Annotated in this window: 12 protein-coding genes; 6 read left to right on the top strand and 6 right to left on the bottom strand. The window is 54.6% G+C overall.

Features of this window, described 5'->3' with window-relative positions:
- Position 1: 1 nt before the first annotated feature.
- From ABLV66_RS04570 to ABLV66_RS04555, 4 genes are all read right to left on the bottom strand, one after another.
- Positions 2-1267: a histidine-type phosphatase gene (locus ABLV66_RS04570; RefSeq protein ID WP_348876485.1), complete on the bottom strand. Its 1266-nt coding sequence runs from the start codon at positions 1265-1267 to the stop codon at positions 2-4.
- Positions 1268-1292: 25 nt separating this feature from the next.
- Positions 1293-2651, bottom strand: a complete 1359-nt coding sequence (locus tag ABLV66_RS04565) for an MFS transporter (protein ID WP_047065333.1) — start codon at positions 2649-2651, stop codon at positions 1293-1295.
- A 110-nt stretch (positions 2652-2761) separates the two neighbouring features.
- On the bottom strand, positions 2762-3571 hold the full coding sequence (locus ABLV66_RS04560) for an inositol monophosphatase family protein (protein WP_348876510.1): 810 nt from the start codon (positions 3569-3571) through the stop codon (positions 2762-2764).
- Between the two features lie 116 nt (positions 3572-3687).
- Positions 3688-4644 carry a LacI family DNA-binding transcriptional regulator gene (locus ABLV66_RS04555; protein WP_161801926.1) on the bottom strand — a complete coding sequence of 319 codons (957 nt, stop codon included), beginning with the start codon at positions 4642-4644 and terminating at the stop codon, positions 3688-3690.
- Between the two features lie 503 nt (positions 4645-5147).
- Here ABLV66_RS04555 and ABLV66_RS04550 point away from each other — a divergent pair.
- The 6 genes from ABLV66_RS04550 to ABLV66_RS04525 all read left to right on the top strand — a co-directional run bounded on the left by ABLV66_RS04550 (position 5148) and on the right by ABLV66_RS04525 (position 12972).
- Complete coding sequence (locus ABLV66_RS04550) at positions 5148-6221, top strand: catalase family peroxidase (protein ID WP_348876483.1); 1074 nt, start codon at positions 5148-5150, stop codon at positions 6219-6221.
- Positions 6218-6802, top strand: a complete 585-nt coding sequence (locus tag ABLV66_RS04545) for a cytochrome b (protein ID WP_045391946.1) — start codon at positions 6218-6220, stop codon at positions 6800-6802. The genes ABLV66_RS04550 and ABLV66_RS04545 overlap by 4 nt, the downstream gene beginning before the upstream one ends.
- A 331-nt stretch (positions 6803-7133) precedes the next feature.
- Positions 7134-8480: a histidine-histamine antiporter gene (gene hdcC, locus ABLV66_RS04540; RefSeq protein WP_045373958.1), complete on the top strand. Its 1347-nt coding sequence runs from the start codon at positions 7134-7136 to the stop codon at positions 8478-8480.
- Between the two features lie 34 nt (positions 8481-8514).
- On the top strand, positions 8515-9651 hold the full coding sequence (locus ABLV66_RS04535) for a histidine decarboxylase (protein ID WP_015369839.1): 1137 nt from the start codon (positions 8515-8517) through the stop codon (positions 9649-9651).
- Positions 9652-9767: 116 nt separating this feature from the next.
- Positions 9768-11036, top strand: a complete 1269-nt coding sequence (hisS, locus tag ABLV66_RS04530; protein WP_045373961.1) for a histidine--tRNA ligase — start codon at positions 9768-9770, stop codon at positions 11034-11036.
- Between the two features lie 145 nt (positions 11037-11181).
- Positions 11182-12972, top strand: coding sequence for an ATP phosphoribosyltransferase regulatory subunit (locus ABLV66_RS04525; protein ID WP_223683769.1), 1791 nt, complete (start codon positions 11182-11184; stop codon positions 12970-12972).
- Between the two features lie 32 nt (positions 12973-13004).
- Here the strand turns inward: ABLV66_RS04525 and ABLV66_RS04520 are convergent, their stop codons facing one another.
- Positions 13005-14672 carry an O-antigen ligase family protein gene (locus tag ABLV66_RS04520; RefSeq protein ID WP_348876481.1) on the bottom strand — a complete coding sequence of 556 codons (1668 nt, stop codon included), beginning with the start codon at positions 14670-14672 and terminating at the stop codon, positions 13005-13007.
- Position 14673: 1 nt separating this feature from the next.
- On the bottom strand, positions 14674-15213 hold the full coding sequence (locus ABLV66_RS04515; RefSeq protein WP_049056550.1) for a fimbrial protein: 540 nt from the start codon (positions 15211-15213) through the stop codon (positions 14674-14676).
- Positions 15214-15218 lie beyond the last annotated feature (5 nt).

The raw sequence follows: 15218 nt of genomic DNA, 5'->3' as shown, positions 1-15218 counted from the left end.
ATTAAAGAACCATATTCACCGGCGGTACCGCGCTTTTATCGATCTGTTTACCTAAGGCCTCCAGCGCGGATTGATATGGGCATAACGTGCCCACGCTGGTTTGCTGGCAATCAGGCTGACGCCACTCCTGTTGCAGCATCGGGTGCTGACGATCCGGCATCTGCAGGCGTCGCAGGTCGTCCAGGCTTTGCGCCTGGAAATAGACGCGCAGATAACGTTCGCCGTTTTTGCTGTTGCGCCAGCGCTCTATCACCAGACTGCTACCCGGCGGAATATTGCCCCGGCTGTAACCGGGCAGCTGCCAGCTAAAATTCATCAGCGTGCGCACCATCGCGATATTGGTGTCATGAGCCACCAGCAGCAGCCAGCGTACGTTCGGCGTGGCGTCCGCTTTTACGCCGTCCAGCATCGCGTTGAGCAGCACCGAGCCGCGCTTTTGCGCGGTGTACAGCACGTCATTACTGAGATCGTAGTTTTCCGTTAACAGCGGCAGAATGGCTGTGATCTGGCTGGCGCGGGTAATCTTCCCCCACGCCAACTGGCTTAAGGGCAGGTTTTCACTCCAGCCCAGACGCAGCGTTTCAACCATATTGGCCATCACGCTCAGCCCGCTAATGGTGGTTTTACCGCTTTGGTTTTGCTCCACCTGCCAGGGCTTATCAAAAATGGGGCACGGTTTATCCTGTTGGCAAACCGCGGCTTTTAATAACTGGATCGTCGGCGCCAGCGCCTGCCGACGCTTCGCCAGATCGCCGGCTTTCGCCTTCACTTCCGCCAGCTGGCGGGCGGGATCGGTTTGCGTAGCCGTAAATTTATCGGTCTGGAACAGTGGGTCGGCATCACCGCTGACATAATGAATCGCCACGCCGCAGCCGGGGAATGCCCCATCTACCAGCGCCTGTGCGGTTGCCCGGGTACGCTGTAGCGGGCTGGCGCGAACATAAATATCCTCCGCGCTCGGACACTGCCCCTGCAGCAGGCCAAGCTGGCGATAATACTGCCCTTCCGCGCGCCCTTTATTGGCGACCGCCGCATAGCCATGTCCGGTCAGCTCCCCATCGTGGGTGGTCCATTCGGTCCATGGACGCTGGGTCGCGGCTTCAATAGCTTCACGATTGCCGGGCGTTGGCGGACGAATGCCGTGGCGGCTTAACTCCACCACTTTTTCCAGTTGCCAGTTCGCCGCGACGGCGGATTGCATCACCAGCAGCGGCAGCGCACAGGCGATAAACAGGCGTAAAAAGCCCTGATGTCTTGCAGGCATCATAAAATCTTCCTTATCGATTAATAGGTTATGAGGAGAATGAAGTCTGCCGTTCGACGGCATGGCGTCGGGCGACGATGGCGGCGGTGGTAAAACAGAGTAACGCGGAACCCAATCCGGTGCCTATCCAGAACAACGCCAGCGTGCTGAAATCATAAATCGTTTTCCCGTTTTCGAGGATCGCGGTTTTATCGATAATGATCCCGGTCAGAAATTCACCCAACCCCGCTCCGGCATAGCTGGCGATGCCAATGGTTCCCAGCGCCGCCCCCGCCGCTTTGCGTGAAGAGATATCGACGGCGATCAACCCTCCGAGGAAACAGGTTAACGCGCCGATGGTCGCGCCGAAGACGATCATCGCCAGGATGTCGGTGTAGTAATTATGCGGCGACCAGAGCATTAAGGCGAAACCCGCGGTGTTCAGCAGGCTGATAAATCCGGCCATGACGCTGCGATTGCGCGGGAAAAAGCGGTCAGAGAGCATGCCGGCGATGATGGTCCCGGCGATACCGGCGATCGCGTTAACGCCGATGATGCCTGAAGCCTCAAGGGTGGAATAGGCTTTATCCTGCTCCAGAAAGAAGATCCCCCACGAGTTCACCGCATAACGGTCGATATACATAAATGCCGATGCCAGCGCCAGCGTCCACAGCGCCGGGTTACGCAACGCCAGCAGTTGGTTTTTGAACACCGATCCCCGCGCTTCAGTCTCTTCCTGCGGTTCATCGCGAATCACGTTAATGGAGGGAAAGCCGCAGCTCTGTGGCGAATCGCGCATAAACAGCAGCAACAGCACCACGCCAGCGGCGCCGAGCGCAGCCGTGGAGAGGTAGCCCATTTGCCAGCCAAAACCCGCGATCACCGCGGCGATCACCATGTAGGTCATAGCCTCGCCGATGTTATGCGCCGTGGACCAGATGGCGTAAAACGTTCCCCGCTCTTTAAAGCCGTACCAGCGCGCCAGCGAAACCGCACAAGGGCCAACGCCCATCGACTGCGCCCAGCCGTTGATCCCCCAAAAGATAGCCAGCAGCATGGCGTTGGTGGTCATGCCCATCAGCAGGTTCATCCCGGCGCTGAGCAATAGCCCAAGGCTCATGTAGCGCACCACGTTGGCATGATCGGCGATAAAACCGTTGACCAGTTTGCCGATGGCGTAGCTAAAGAATAGCGTCGAGCCAATCATCCCCAACTCCGTTGGGGTAATGCCTAATTCCACCAGCGCGCTTTTCGCCACGGTGAACGATAAGCGGCAGACGTAGAACGTCACGTAGGCCAGGGTCATGGCAATAAACGTTTGCCAACGTACCCGGCGAAAACGTTTTTCATCAAACGCGGCGCCCGCTTGCGGCGGCGACGCCCGGAAAAAATGAATAATTCCAGACATATAGTTTCTCCGACGGTCGGAGGCTTGACTGATTGATGTGCTTCGTCCGTGAGGGTCGTTATCGTTACTGTGTAGGGTACATAATCAGAAACAGCCCGAACCTGTAAGGGTTAATGTAATGGTTGAAGGATCATCTTTTGTAGTTGGGGATACAGCGTTTGGCTCGCCAGCAGCAGAGGGTTGCCGTGACGAATCCCCTCTTGCGCCAGAAAGTCGTTGGCGACGCCCCCGGCTTCGCGCATCAAAACCAGACCGGGTAAGGCATCCCACGGATTCATGTGCGGTTCATAGTAGCCAATCAGTCGCCCGGCGGCCGCCCATGCGCTCATCAACGCGCCGGAGCCATTGCGGATGAACATGCCGCCATCGCTGAGCAGCGCGTCAAGAAAAGGCAGGAATTCCGCCGGCGTCACCCGATGAGACGTTCCGACGCCCATCACCCCTTCTTTGACCGTTGCTGCGGGATGTGGGCGGATTGGCGTCTCATTGAGCCAGGCGCCATGGCCCCGTAGCGCGTGGAACAGTTCACGATGGTTGGGATCGTAGACGACGCCAACCATCGGCTCGCCGTCAACGACGATCGCCAGCGACAAGCACCAGGTATGCAGCCCATTTAAAAAACAGCTGGTGCCATCAATGGGATCAACCACCCACAGAACCCTGGCGTCCGGCATCTGCGTACCGCTCTCTTCGCCGAGAAAACCATCCTCCGCAAACGCGTCAGTAATGCGCTGCTTAACAAAGGCTTCTACGCGTTTATCGGCCACGCTCACCACGTCCTGTAGATCATTGCCCTTATGCTCTACCGCCAGCGCCTCGCGCTGCTGATAGTATTCGAAAGCCAGCTCGGCACCCGCTTTCGCCAGCTCGCAGGCCAGGCGATAGCGGGCCTGTAGCGCAGAGGAATCCAGTGATGTCATCATTTACTCCTTTTGCACACGTGTGCAATTTTATTTAAAAAAGCCCCGAAGAGCGCAGTGAGTGTGGATGGATTTTAGCGATAATTCTGTGATCGATTCATCATAAAATGAATTTTTCATTTAGCGCTATTACGAATTATTAATTTCACAGCAACTTCACGGTGACGTGAAGGTTGATTGAATTTGGCGATCCGGCTGACCAGCATCTCCACCGCGTGATAAGCCAACTGCGTGGTATCCTGCTGGATAGTGGTAAGTTGATAAGGCTGCCACTCCGCCTGGGGAATATCGTCGAAGCCAATAATTGCCGGCAGGACGGCTGCTGGATTATCCGCTCGTAGCCCATCCATCGCCCCAATCGCCAGCATATCCGTGGCGCAAAACAGCGCCTGCAATCCTGGCCTTTCCGCGGCGAGCCGGCGAGCGGCCGCAAAACCGGACTGATAACCGCCCGTTTCGCAGAAATGCGGCGTAACAGCCAGCCCGCTGGCATGGCGGATAAATCCCTCGTAGCGCTGCCGGGTGCTGAAATTGTCGCGATTTTCGCCAATAAAACCGACGTCCCGGCACTGGCCTGCGTGCAACAGCTCAGCGGCCAGTTTCCCGCCGAGCGCGTTATCGCTGCTGACGCGGTCGCAGCCGGGAAGTTCAGCGTGACGGTTGATAAGCGTAACGGGGATTTTTCGCGCAAGATACTCCTCAGCCAGCTCCAGCGGCGGCGCGCCGGAGGTGATAATGACGCCAGCGACGTGATAGCTGAGAAGATGTTTTAGCGAAGGAGCTAACTGCTGCGGATCATCGGCGTTCATCAACAATGGCATAAATCCATGCAGCGCCAGCTGGTGGATCAGCGGCGCCAGCAGCTTACTGCGAAAAGGGTTATCGAACCCTGAAGTGATGATGCCGATAAAGTTGCTGCTGCCGGTGTTCATCGTACGGGCGATGATATTGACCTGGTAGCCCAGAGCTTCCGCGGCGGCCTGCACTTTGGCGCGGGTTTTCGGCGACACCGAGGCCCCGGGCGTGAAAGCGCGGGAGACGGCTGAACGGGAAACGCCGGCAAGCTTCGCCACGTCTTCTGCTTTAATCCATTTTTTATCGTTCATCACTTTGATTTTTCAGTGAAATCCATCAGGCATAGATGTATCGCTCAACACATTACCCTCGTCACGCTGAAGGCTATGTGTCCCGAGAACACTTTGGCTTTCACTATACCCTGAATCGGGTCGGTGATGCCGGTCAACCGGCGCAGATAATGACATTTTTTATTATCACGTTAACTGAACAGAAGTATAAACTTTTCGTGATATTGTTTCTTTCGTTCGCGCACCAATTATAATAATTATCATGATTCTTCATAAAGAAATAAAAGCGCGGTTAAAGAAAAAACGTAACCAACTAAATTATAATAATTTTATTATGAAATTTATTTCATAAACATTATGTTATAAAAACTTAAACATAATAACGTTAACGGTTAGATATTAATAACAACCCTATATCTTCACGATATTAAACGTGTTCCGCGCGATATATTGCGCGTGACGTGAAATAAAACTTAACGATGGAAACGTCTATGTCAAAACTGGATTTCCGCTCCAAAAATACCTGGCGCGCGCTGGCGTCCATCGCGGTCATCGTCGGGGCAACGGCGGCGGCATTCGCCTGGACCTCAGGCTGGCTGGGCTCGCGAACCACCAGCCAGTCATTAGTCCCCGATCCAGACAAGCCGTTTCCTGCCGGGTTCCGCCGGGCGCACGGTAAAGGGATCTGTTTTACCGGGACGTTCGAGCCAGCCGGTCCAGCCGTTGCTTATTCCACCGCGCGGCTCTTTTCACAGTCGGAGACCCCCGTTGTAGGGCGATTCTCCATTGGCGCAGGTAATCCGCACGCGGCTGATAATTCAACGAAAACCCTGAGCATGGCGCTGCTACTGAAAACGGACGATAAACAGCAATGGCGCATGGCAATGAACAACGAGCCCTACTTCGCCACGCGAAACCCGGAGGGCTTTCTTGCCATGAAAAAGGCCACCGCCGTCGACCCGACCACCGGTAAGCCCGATCCGCAGCGCCTCGCCGCATTTTTACAGGACTACCCGGAAGCCGGTAAATATTTGCAGTGGGCGGCGCAAAAGCCAGCGCCAGGCGGCTTTGCCGGGGCGACATTTTATAGTATTAACGCTTTCTATCTCGTGAACGCCGACCGTCAGCGCCAGCCCGTACGCTGGATGATGCGGCCGCACGATCCATTTGTCTCTATCCCTGATGAACAACGACAGAGAGCCGACCATAACTTCCTGTTCGAACAATTACAGCAGCGGCTTTCTCAGCATCCCATTTACTGGGATTTGGTATTGCAACTCGCCCAACCTGGCGACGCGGTGGATGACCCTTCTCAGCCATGGCCAAACGATCGTCAGCAGGTCGTCGCCGGTACGCTCAAAGTCACCCAACTCGTCGCCCAAGCCGAAGGGGCCTGCCGTGACGTTAACTTTGATCCCTCCATCGTGCCTGCTGGAGTAGAGGTCTCTAACGACCCCATCTTAAATGCGCGCTCTGGCGCCTATTCGCATTCCTGGAGCCGTCGCGAACGGGAAATTGGCTACGGCAAAGCAACCGAAGCCGTGCAAAAACAGGAGGTTAAATGATTTCGAATAAACCTGACCAAGAGCGCGCGCCGCAGCATTTCAACCCTCTGGCGAGATATCTACATTGGCTGATGGCAATCATGATCCTGGCCATGCTGTTCATCGGCGCCGCCATGATGACTTCATTACACCACCGCATTTGGTTGGTGGATGTACATCGGCCATTGGGGATCGCTATTTTGCTGCTGGCGCTCATCCGCCTGGCCAACCGGTTTTATAGCCGGCAGCCACCTCTTCCTGCGGAGCTCTCACGCTGGCAGGTACTGGCGGCAAAAGCGTCACACTGGGCGCTGTACGCGCTGATGCTGGCAATGCCTTTGCTTGGCTGGGCGCAACTGTCGGCTGCGGGCGTTCCGATTGTTATGTTTGAAGGACTTAACCTTCCGGCCATTACCCCGACCAGCCCGGCGCTTTTTGCCTGGTTTCACGACGCCCATCGCCTGTTAGCTAAACTGCTCTTTGCGGTGGTGTTGCTACATCTCTCGGCGGCATTAGTGCACGCATGGATATTCCGCGACGGCGTGTTTGCCAGCATGGCAAAAAGCGCTAGCCGGTCCAGTGAACCACCTGTAAAGCGGTGAAATTTAATAACAAGGTTCGTTGAAGTAAAAATAAGGGGCTTCGGCCCCTTATTTTTTGCATTCGAAAACTCTGCAGCCACTCACTATGGCGCTCACCTATAAAAATTAGCCCGTCCGTTATTTATTGCGCAATCACCAATAGCGTTGATGATTAAATAAAAAAGGGGACGGAGTGAATTACCCAATCACTGTTTAAAAAACATACAGAAATTAATATATATTCGCGCATATCATTTTCAAAAAATGATGTAGATCATATTCCCGCACCTGCCCTGTGAAAAAATGCGTTTAATAACCAAGTAAGCATTTACTTAATACAGAGGGGATATATATGGGAAGCGTCAGCGCGGGTACTGCGCAAAAAATGGGGTTAACGGCACTAACCCTTGTGACCGCATCAAATATGATGGGTTCCGGTGTTTTTATGTTGCCGACCAATCTCGCCGGAGTGGGATATATTTCACTATGGGGATGGTTGTTTACTATTATTGGCGTAATTGCGCTGGCGTTGGTTTTCGCTAAAACCAGTCTTATTACCCCTCGCGCGGGAGGGATCGTGGCCTATGCCAGCGATGCGTTTGGCCCTTTCATCGGTTTTCAGACGACGGTTTGCTACTGGATCAGTGCCTGGATTGGCAACGTCGCGCTCCTCGTCGCCGGGGTCGGCTATCTGAGTTACTTCTTCCCGGCGCTGCATAATCCGGTTTACGGTTGTATCACCGCTATCGCTATTCTGTGGGCATTTATTGCCTTAGGCAGCCTGGGGGCTAAAACGGCTGGGCGCGCGCAGTCCTTCACCGCCAGCTGCATGCTGGTCGTCGTGCTGGGTGTGGGCATTGTCGGCTGGTTCTGGTTTGACCCGAAAATGTTCTCTGAAGTCTACAACGGCACGGGCAACAGCGACAGCTCAGCCATCGTCTCCGCGGCCTCCATTGCGCTGTGGGGTTTCTTAGGGGTGGAATCCGCCGTGGTCTCCAGCGGACAGGTGGAAAACCCTGAACGCACGGTGCCTCGCGCGACCGTATATGGTCTGCTGATTGCCTCCGTATGTTACGTCGGTAGCTGTACCGTTATCATGGGCCTGGTTCCCCACGCTGAACTGGTCAAATCTGCCGCCCCATTCGCCGATGCGGCACGCTATATGTTTGGCGATATGGCCGGCAACATCGCCTCCGCGCTAAGTATTATCGCCTGTTTTGGCTCCATTTCCGGCTGGTTGATCCTGCAGTCAGAAGGCCCGCGCGCAGGGGCGAAACAGGGGTTATTTCCGCAGATTTTCGCCGAGACCAATAAAAATGATGTCCCGATGAAAGGTCTGATTATTTCTGGCGTGCTGATGAGTCTGGTGCTGTTACTGACGGCTTCCCCCGATCTCGCCAAACAGTTCCAGGTGGTGATTCTGATGTCGGTATTTGCCTCCCTGCTGCCTTATATGTATGCCATTATCGCGCTACCTATCATCATGGTTTCTAAAAAGCTCAACCGTGGACGTGGCTTTATGTTTTATTGCGTCCTGACTGTCATCGGTATGATTTACAGTATATTTGCCCTACTCGGTTCGGGTACTGATTCCATTTTCTGGGGCACAATTATGATGATGGTAACCATTCCTCTATTTTCGTTTGTCGCGGCCGGACGTAATAAAAAAGGCCAGGATATCCTTTACCTTCAAAAATAATATTTTATTCACCAACATAAATATGGAGATTCATATGTCTTTATCTATTGCCGATCAAAATAAACTTGATGCATTTTGGTCATACTGTGTAAAAAATCGCTACTTTAATATTGGCTACCCTGAATCTGCTGATTTTGATTACACCATGCTGGAGCGTTTTCTGCGTTTCTCAATTAATAACTGTGGTGACTGGGGGGAGTACTGTAACTATTTACTCAACTCTTTCGACTTTGAAAAAGAAGTCATGGAGTATTTCTCCGGCATATTCAAAATTCCCTTTGCGGAAAGCTGGGGTTATGTCACCAACGGCGGCACAGAAAGTAATATGTTTGGTTGCTATCTGGGAAGAGAGCTGTTCCCGGAAGGCACGCTCTACTATTCAAAAGATACCCACTATTCCGTGGCCAAAATCGTCAAACTGCTGCGTATCAAATCGCAACTGGTGGAATCCCAACCAGACGGAGAAATGGATTATGACGATTTAATCAATAAAATCAGGACCTCAGGCGAACGCCATCCCATCATTTTCGCCAATATTGGCACAACGGTACGCGGGGCTGTTGATAATATCGCTGAGATCCAGAAGCGTATCGCTGCGCTGGGGATCCCACGTGAAGATTATTATCTGCACGCGGATGCCGCGCTAAGCGGCATGATCTTGCCTTTCGTGGAGGACCCACAGCCGTTTACCTTCGCCGATGGTATCGATTCGATTGGCGTTTCCGGACACAAAATGATCGGCTCCCCGATTCCATGCGGCATTGTGGTAGCCAAGAAAGCCAACGTCGACCGTATCAGCGTAGAGATCGACTACATCTCCGCCCACGATAAAACGATTTCAGGGTCACGCAACGGTCATACCCCTTTGATGATGTGGGCCGCCGTTCGCAGCCATACCGATGCCGAATGGCATCGCCGCATTGGTCACAGCCTCAACATGGCGAAATATGCCGTGGATCGCTTTAAAGCAGCAGGTATTGACGCGCTGTGCCACAAAAATTCCATCACGGTGGTCTTTCCGAAGCCTTCTGAATGGGTATGGAAGAAACACTGCCTGGCAACGTCCGGCAACGTGGCCCATCTGATCACCACCGCTCACCACCTGGACAGTTCCCGGATTGATGCGCTGATCGATGACGTAATCGCCGACCTGGCGCAACGGGCGGCATAAGAGTGAGCAGCGGCAACCTGCCGCTGCTCGCTGGACAATCTGGTGGGTTGCAGCGCCAACCGGAACCCGCCAGACCTGCACAGTATATGGGAATTTCGCATCAGGAGTCATAAACGATGAGTGCAAAGTTAAAAGCCATACGTGGTATGCGCGACGTACTGCCCGCCGAAACGCCAATCTGGCAATGGCTTGAAAATAAATTCCGCCGTCTGACCTACCGTTATGGCTACCAGGAGATCCGCTTACCCCTGCTGGAACCGGTCGCCTTATTCGAACGTGCTGTTGGCGAAGCCACAGATATCGTTGCCAAAGAAATGTACAACTTTACGGATAAAAGCGGTGAACAGATTACGCTGCGTCCCGAGGGGACCAGCGGCTGTATGCGTGCGGTGCTGGAAAATAATCTGTGTTACAACAAAACCCAGCGCCTGTGGTATCAGGGCCCGATGTTTCGCTATGAACGCCCGCAGAAGGGACGGCTGCGTCAGTTCACGCAGTTTGGTGCTGAAGCCTTCGGCATGGCCGGGCCGGACGTCGATGCTGAAATGATTTTTATGGTCCGGGATTTGTTCCAGGAGCTGGGCCTGACCCCGCATGTCAGGCTGGAAATTAACTCCCTGGGCACGCCGGATGAGCGGCGGGCCCATAAGGCCGCCCTTGTTGACTGGTTTAATGCTCATCGTGAGCAACTGGATGAAGATAGCCTGAAACGGCTGGAAACCAATCCATTACGTATTCTCGACAGCAAAAACCCGACCATGCAGCCCATGCTGGAACAGGCGCCGCGATTGCTGGATTACCTGTTCGAAGACTCCCGTCACCATTTTTCGCTGCTCTGCGAACTGCTCGATAAGGCCGACATCCCCTATACCATCAATCCGCGTCTGGTGCGTGGGCTGGATTACTACACCCGCACCGTGTTTGAGTGGGTGACTGATGAACTGGGCTCGCAGGGCACCGTCTGCGGCGGCGGCCGCTACGACGGCCTGGCGGAGTTATTTAATCCGAAGGCGTTGCCAGCCTGCGGTTTTGCCATCGGTATCGAACGCCTGCTGTTACTGATTCAGACCGTCAGCCAGAAAGATAATCCGTTGTGGCATTTTCACCCTGACGTGGTCATTACCAGTGAATGTCAGGATGATGGCCTGCGGGCCCAGATGCTGGCGGAGCTTCTGCGCCAACGTATTGAAAAGTTAAGCGTGATGGTGGATTGCAGCGGCAACAAACTTAAACGCCAGCATCAGACCGCCCTGCAAAGTCAGTGTCGCGCGATTATCACGCTGAATACCGACAATGAGATACGGCTGTGGGACCTCGCCAGCTCCCGTCAAATGTCGCTCGAAGAGAAAGCGCTCATTGACTGGCTGCAACAGCACTGCCAGTAAACACGTCCAGATTGGGTACCGTGCGGCAGGACGGTACTCGTCGCGGCGCTTATCCCGCCTTCAGCATTTCACCCTGACAAACAAATAGAGCCTTAACCAGAGAATCGTGGACATGCCGAGAAAAAACAGATTATTTATTCCGGGGATGCCGCATCTGGCGCAGCTTCGCGGGCATAATGGCGAAGCGTTATTCCGCCACGAGGAGGATTACTCTGCCTTCGAACGGTGTATGCAAGACGCGGCGCAACGTTACGCCGTGTCTATTCATAGTTGGTCACTTGCCGTCCCACGTATCCTGCTGCTGGTCAGCGCTCCGGATAAACAGGCGCTAAGCCGTTTTATTCAGCATATTGGACGCAGCTATGTGCCTTATTACAATCGTCGTTACCAGCGGCATGGCGCATTGTGGGACAGCCGCTACTTATGCAGCCCCCTGGAACCAGAAACCTATTTCCTGGCCGTGAAACGCTTTATTGAATGTGACGAGGACGGGAGCCCGGGATGCCATAGTCACGGTAATTTGCCTTCAGGTTTGATAGTCCCCCATCCTGCCTGGCTCAAGCTCGGTGAGAATGAGCCACAGCGACAGGCCCACTTCCAGGAGTTCTGCCGGCAACCGGTAAATCGGGCGCTGGTGACCAGGATCCGTCATGCACTGACGCAAAATTGCCTGCTCGCCTCGCAAGCGTTGAGCCAGCAACTTGAAGCCCAGATGGAAAGGCCGCTACGGGCACGACATTGCGGCCGTCCGCGCAAATATGAATCCTCCCCGTCAGAACAGTGGACCTGGCTGGAGCTTCAGGCTGAACAGTTTCTGCGCCAGCATGGCTATCAACAAATCAGGTTACCCTTACTTGAACATACATCGCTATTTGCGCCAGGCGGCCCGGTGATGGCCGACAAGGGAAAATTACGTGGCGATGGGACAACCGGATGTCTACGCCTGATGGCAGACAATCCTCATACCACGGTAATGAGCCGGATTTGGTATTCAGGCGCCATGTTCCGTCAACGCTCCCTGGATGGAGATATCCGGCAAAATCATCAAATTGGCGTCGAAGCATTCGGCATGCCCGGCGTTGATATCGAACTTGAGCATCTGGTCATGCAGGCGGTTTTCTTCAGGCGTATTGGCCTCGGTGAAATGGCGGAACTGCATATTAATATGCTGGGTGACGAGGCCTCGCTGGCGGCTTTCCGCCGGGCATTGCGCGATTACTATCAGCCCATCGCGCGTTTGCTGAACCCGGAGCAGCAGCAGTGGCTGGAGAAACATCCGGAGTGGTTGATCCATCATGAGGATATCCTTCTTCAGCGTCTTGCTCCTGCGGCGCCCTGTCTGGCGGATTTTATTACCGTCGACTCCCGTCATCGGTTCCAGCGCCTTCAGCATGCCCTGACCCAAGCCGGTATTGCCTGGCAGTACGATCCTGCGCTGTTTCCCGCCAATGACTATTGTCAGCTGGTCTTTGAATGGCGCAGCATCGCCATGGAGCGCGAGTTAATCATCAGCCGCGGCGGCCGATACGACGCCTGCGCCAGCCGTATTGCTGAAAAACCGGTTTCCGCCTGCGGTTTTGCATTCATGATGGAGCCGATTGTCACTCTGCTCGGTTATCGTCCCCAACCCGCCAGAGCACATCCGCCGACCGACATTGTGATTATTGCAGGCCAGCCCCGTGTGGCTGCTAAGGCAATGCTGCTCGGACGTAGCCTGCGTCAGCAATTTCCCTATTTAAGCATCATCAACGACTGCTCCCCCCAACGAATCAGCACTCGCTATAAAAATTCCAGACGTCTGGGGGCAAGATTTATCCTTGAAATCGAAGGCGACGGAGAAACGATCATCCTCTCTGATTCACGGGACCATCGTTTTAAGATTTGCACGCTTGATAACATCACCGATCGGCTCGCGCAGGTCGTTCTGTCTCAGTGATGGGCGCAGGTCGATAAGAGGATTTGCTTATCTCACTCTATTATTTGATTAAAAGGACGTCGCGCATCCTGCAGCCATGGAATACGCCTATCGTTCGGGTATAACAGACAAAAGCGCGTCGCCAGACGATGCGCCTCGGCCAGGTCCCTCTGCTGCAACGCCAGCAAGATCTGCGTGAAGGAGACATTCGGGTCCGGTTGAACACGCACATAGTCAGGCGCCCAGCGGCGAACGGCTGCCAGCCAACGCTCATCACGGGTATGTTGATATCGTTGTAGATACCCCATCTGGACATCAAACCGGTAGCGGGTGGCAAGCAGCCAGCCTCCCACAGGGAGAGATTCGGCCAGACGCCACTGCGTCGATTGTCGCTCCGCCAGCGTCAGTTGCTGTTGTGTCTGCAGCGTGAGAAACAACAATGGAGTGATGACAGCAACCGCGATCGATGCCACGGCACGCAACAGCGACGCCAGGGTGAACGGCAGCCGGGCCCCTTTTCGCCGGCAGTCTGCGCAACGAAGCAACAAAATCAGCAGTAACCAGTGTGGCGTTGACTGCCTGACGGGGTATTCCGTCAACATATGGATAACCACGGGTAGCGCCGCCACCAGGCAGGCGCGATGCCAGCGATTGCCGTATAGCCAGAGCCATAAACCACATGCCATAAAACAAAGCGCTCCTACCAGCCCAACCAGCCCGCCTTCCACCAGCCACAGCGCCAGTTCGTTATGCGGATGCGAGATGCTGCTCAGCCCCAACGGCCCCGCGCGTTCAAGAAACACGGCGGCGAAACTGCCCACGCCCCATCCTGTCCACGGACGTTCGGCAAATAATGCCAGCGATGCTTTCAACACCGTCCAGCGCACCTGAGAGGTCGTCAGGTGATTAACCGTCACCACCGACAAGAAATGGCGGGCAAGCGCGCCCGCAATCATGCCTATCGCCAGCGGCAGCAGGAGTAACAGCAGCGTACGGCGCTGCGCAGGAAAAACAGCCAGCAGCAAGGCCTCGCCTACCGCCACAGACAGGTAACCGGTTTGCGACTGAGACTCATGCAGAACAAATCCCATTATCACCAGAGCAATCGCGATGATAATTCGATATCCGCCACGTAGCCGTAAATAGAGCAATGCTGACAGCAGCACGCCACACGCCGTGAAGCTGGCCATCAGATTAACCTGCTGAAAAATACCGTAGGGGCGCGTACCGCGCCGCCAGGCAAACTCCCAGTAATTCACTCCCGGCCAATGCCAGTATTGATAGGTAAACGCCAGACATTCGAGGACGCACGCGCCCCAGAGCAGAGCCAGCAGTACTGTCAGCGTGTTTGTCGTAAGCGGAATTTGCAACGTCGCCAAATAAACAAGCACGCCTCCCAGCAACGCCCCCGCCACCAGTAGCGCCTCGGACTGCCAAACCTCAGGCGTCAGTAGACAAAGCAGCGTTAGAATGAGCGCACCCATCGTAAACCCCGCTGCGGGTATAGTTATCCGCCAGCGTTGACGAGGTACCAGCATCGATGCGCTAGCTGCCAGCACAACGGCATAAATCCAGGCCGTAATATTTAGCGGCAACGACAAACCGCTGCCGCCGTTATTCGGCCAGTAGAGATGCATTGCCCCGCCCCAGAACAGCAGACTGACAACGAGCAATACTCTCTGCGCCGGCAGCGGCGCAATACGATGCAATACGTTCATCATGCTACTGGTAGTTCAGCGTCCAGGTCCCGCTGGCGCTGAAGGGGCCGTATTCGAGAGTCTGATTTTTTATCGCCGACGGTTCCGCCGCGACCCATGCCAAAAAGTTCAGCGTCATCGAGCCTTCAGTAATCTCTTTGACTGACGTGCTTTCATCAAGGCGGATTGCCGTACCATCCTCTTCGCTCATTCCAATGCCGATTCCGGAGGCGCCTTGTTCACTGCTATCCAGCGCCAGATGATCCGCCAGCTCCGCATCTTCACTGCCGCTGAAAGTGACCGAGATCCCGCGAAAAACCTCCGGGTTGCAGTCGCGTAACTCAATGCTGAATTTTTTAGGCTTACTGCGCCCCGAGAGATAGAGATCCTGCGTCGCGATTTGCCCGAAATCGACCTCGATTTTATCGCCTCCTGGCGCAAGACTGCAGGCCAGCGCTCGAATGGTGCCGTGAAAGTACATATCGCCGCCGACCAGCTTAGTATCGGCCTGCGCCATGCCGCCAAGCAGTAGCGCGCTGGTCGCGATTAACGCCGTAAATCTCATGGCAT

Source organism: Klebsiella sp. CN_Kp073, assembly GCF_040065495.2.
GTDB classification, from domain to species: domain Bacteria; phylum Pseudomonadota; class Gammaproteobacteria; order Enterobacterales; family Enterobacteriaceae; genus Klebsiella; species Klebsiella aerogenes.
The sequence above is the reverse complement of the archived record's forward strand: the minus strand, read 5'-3'. Positions and strand labels throughout refer to the sequence as shown.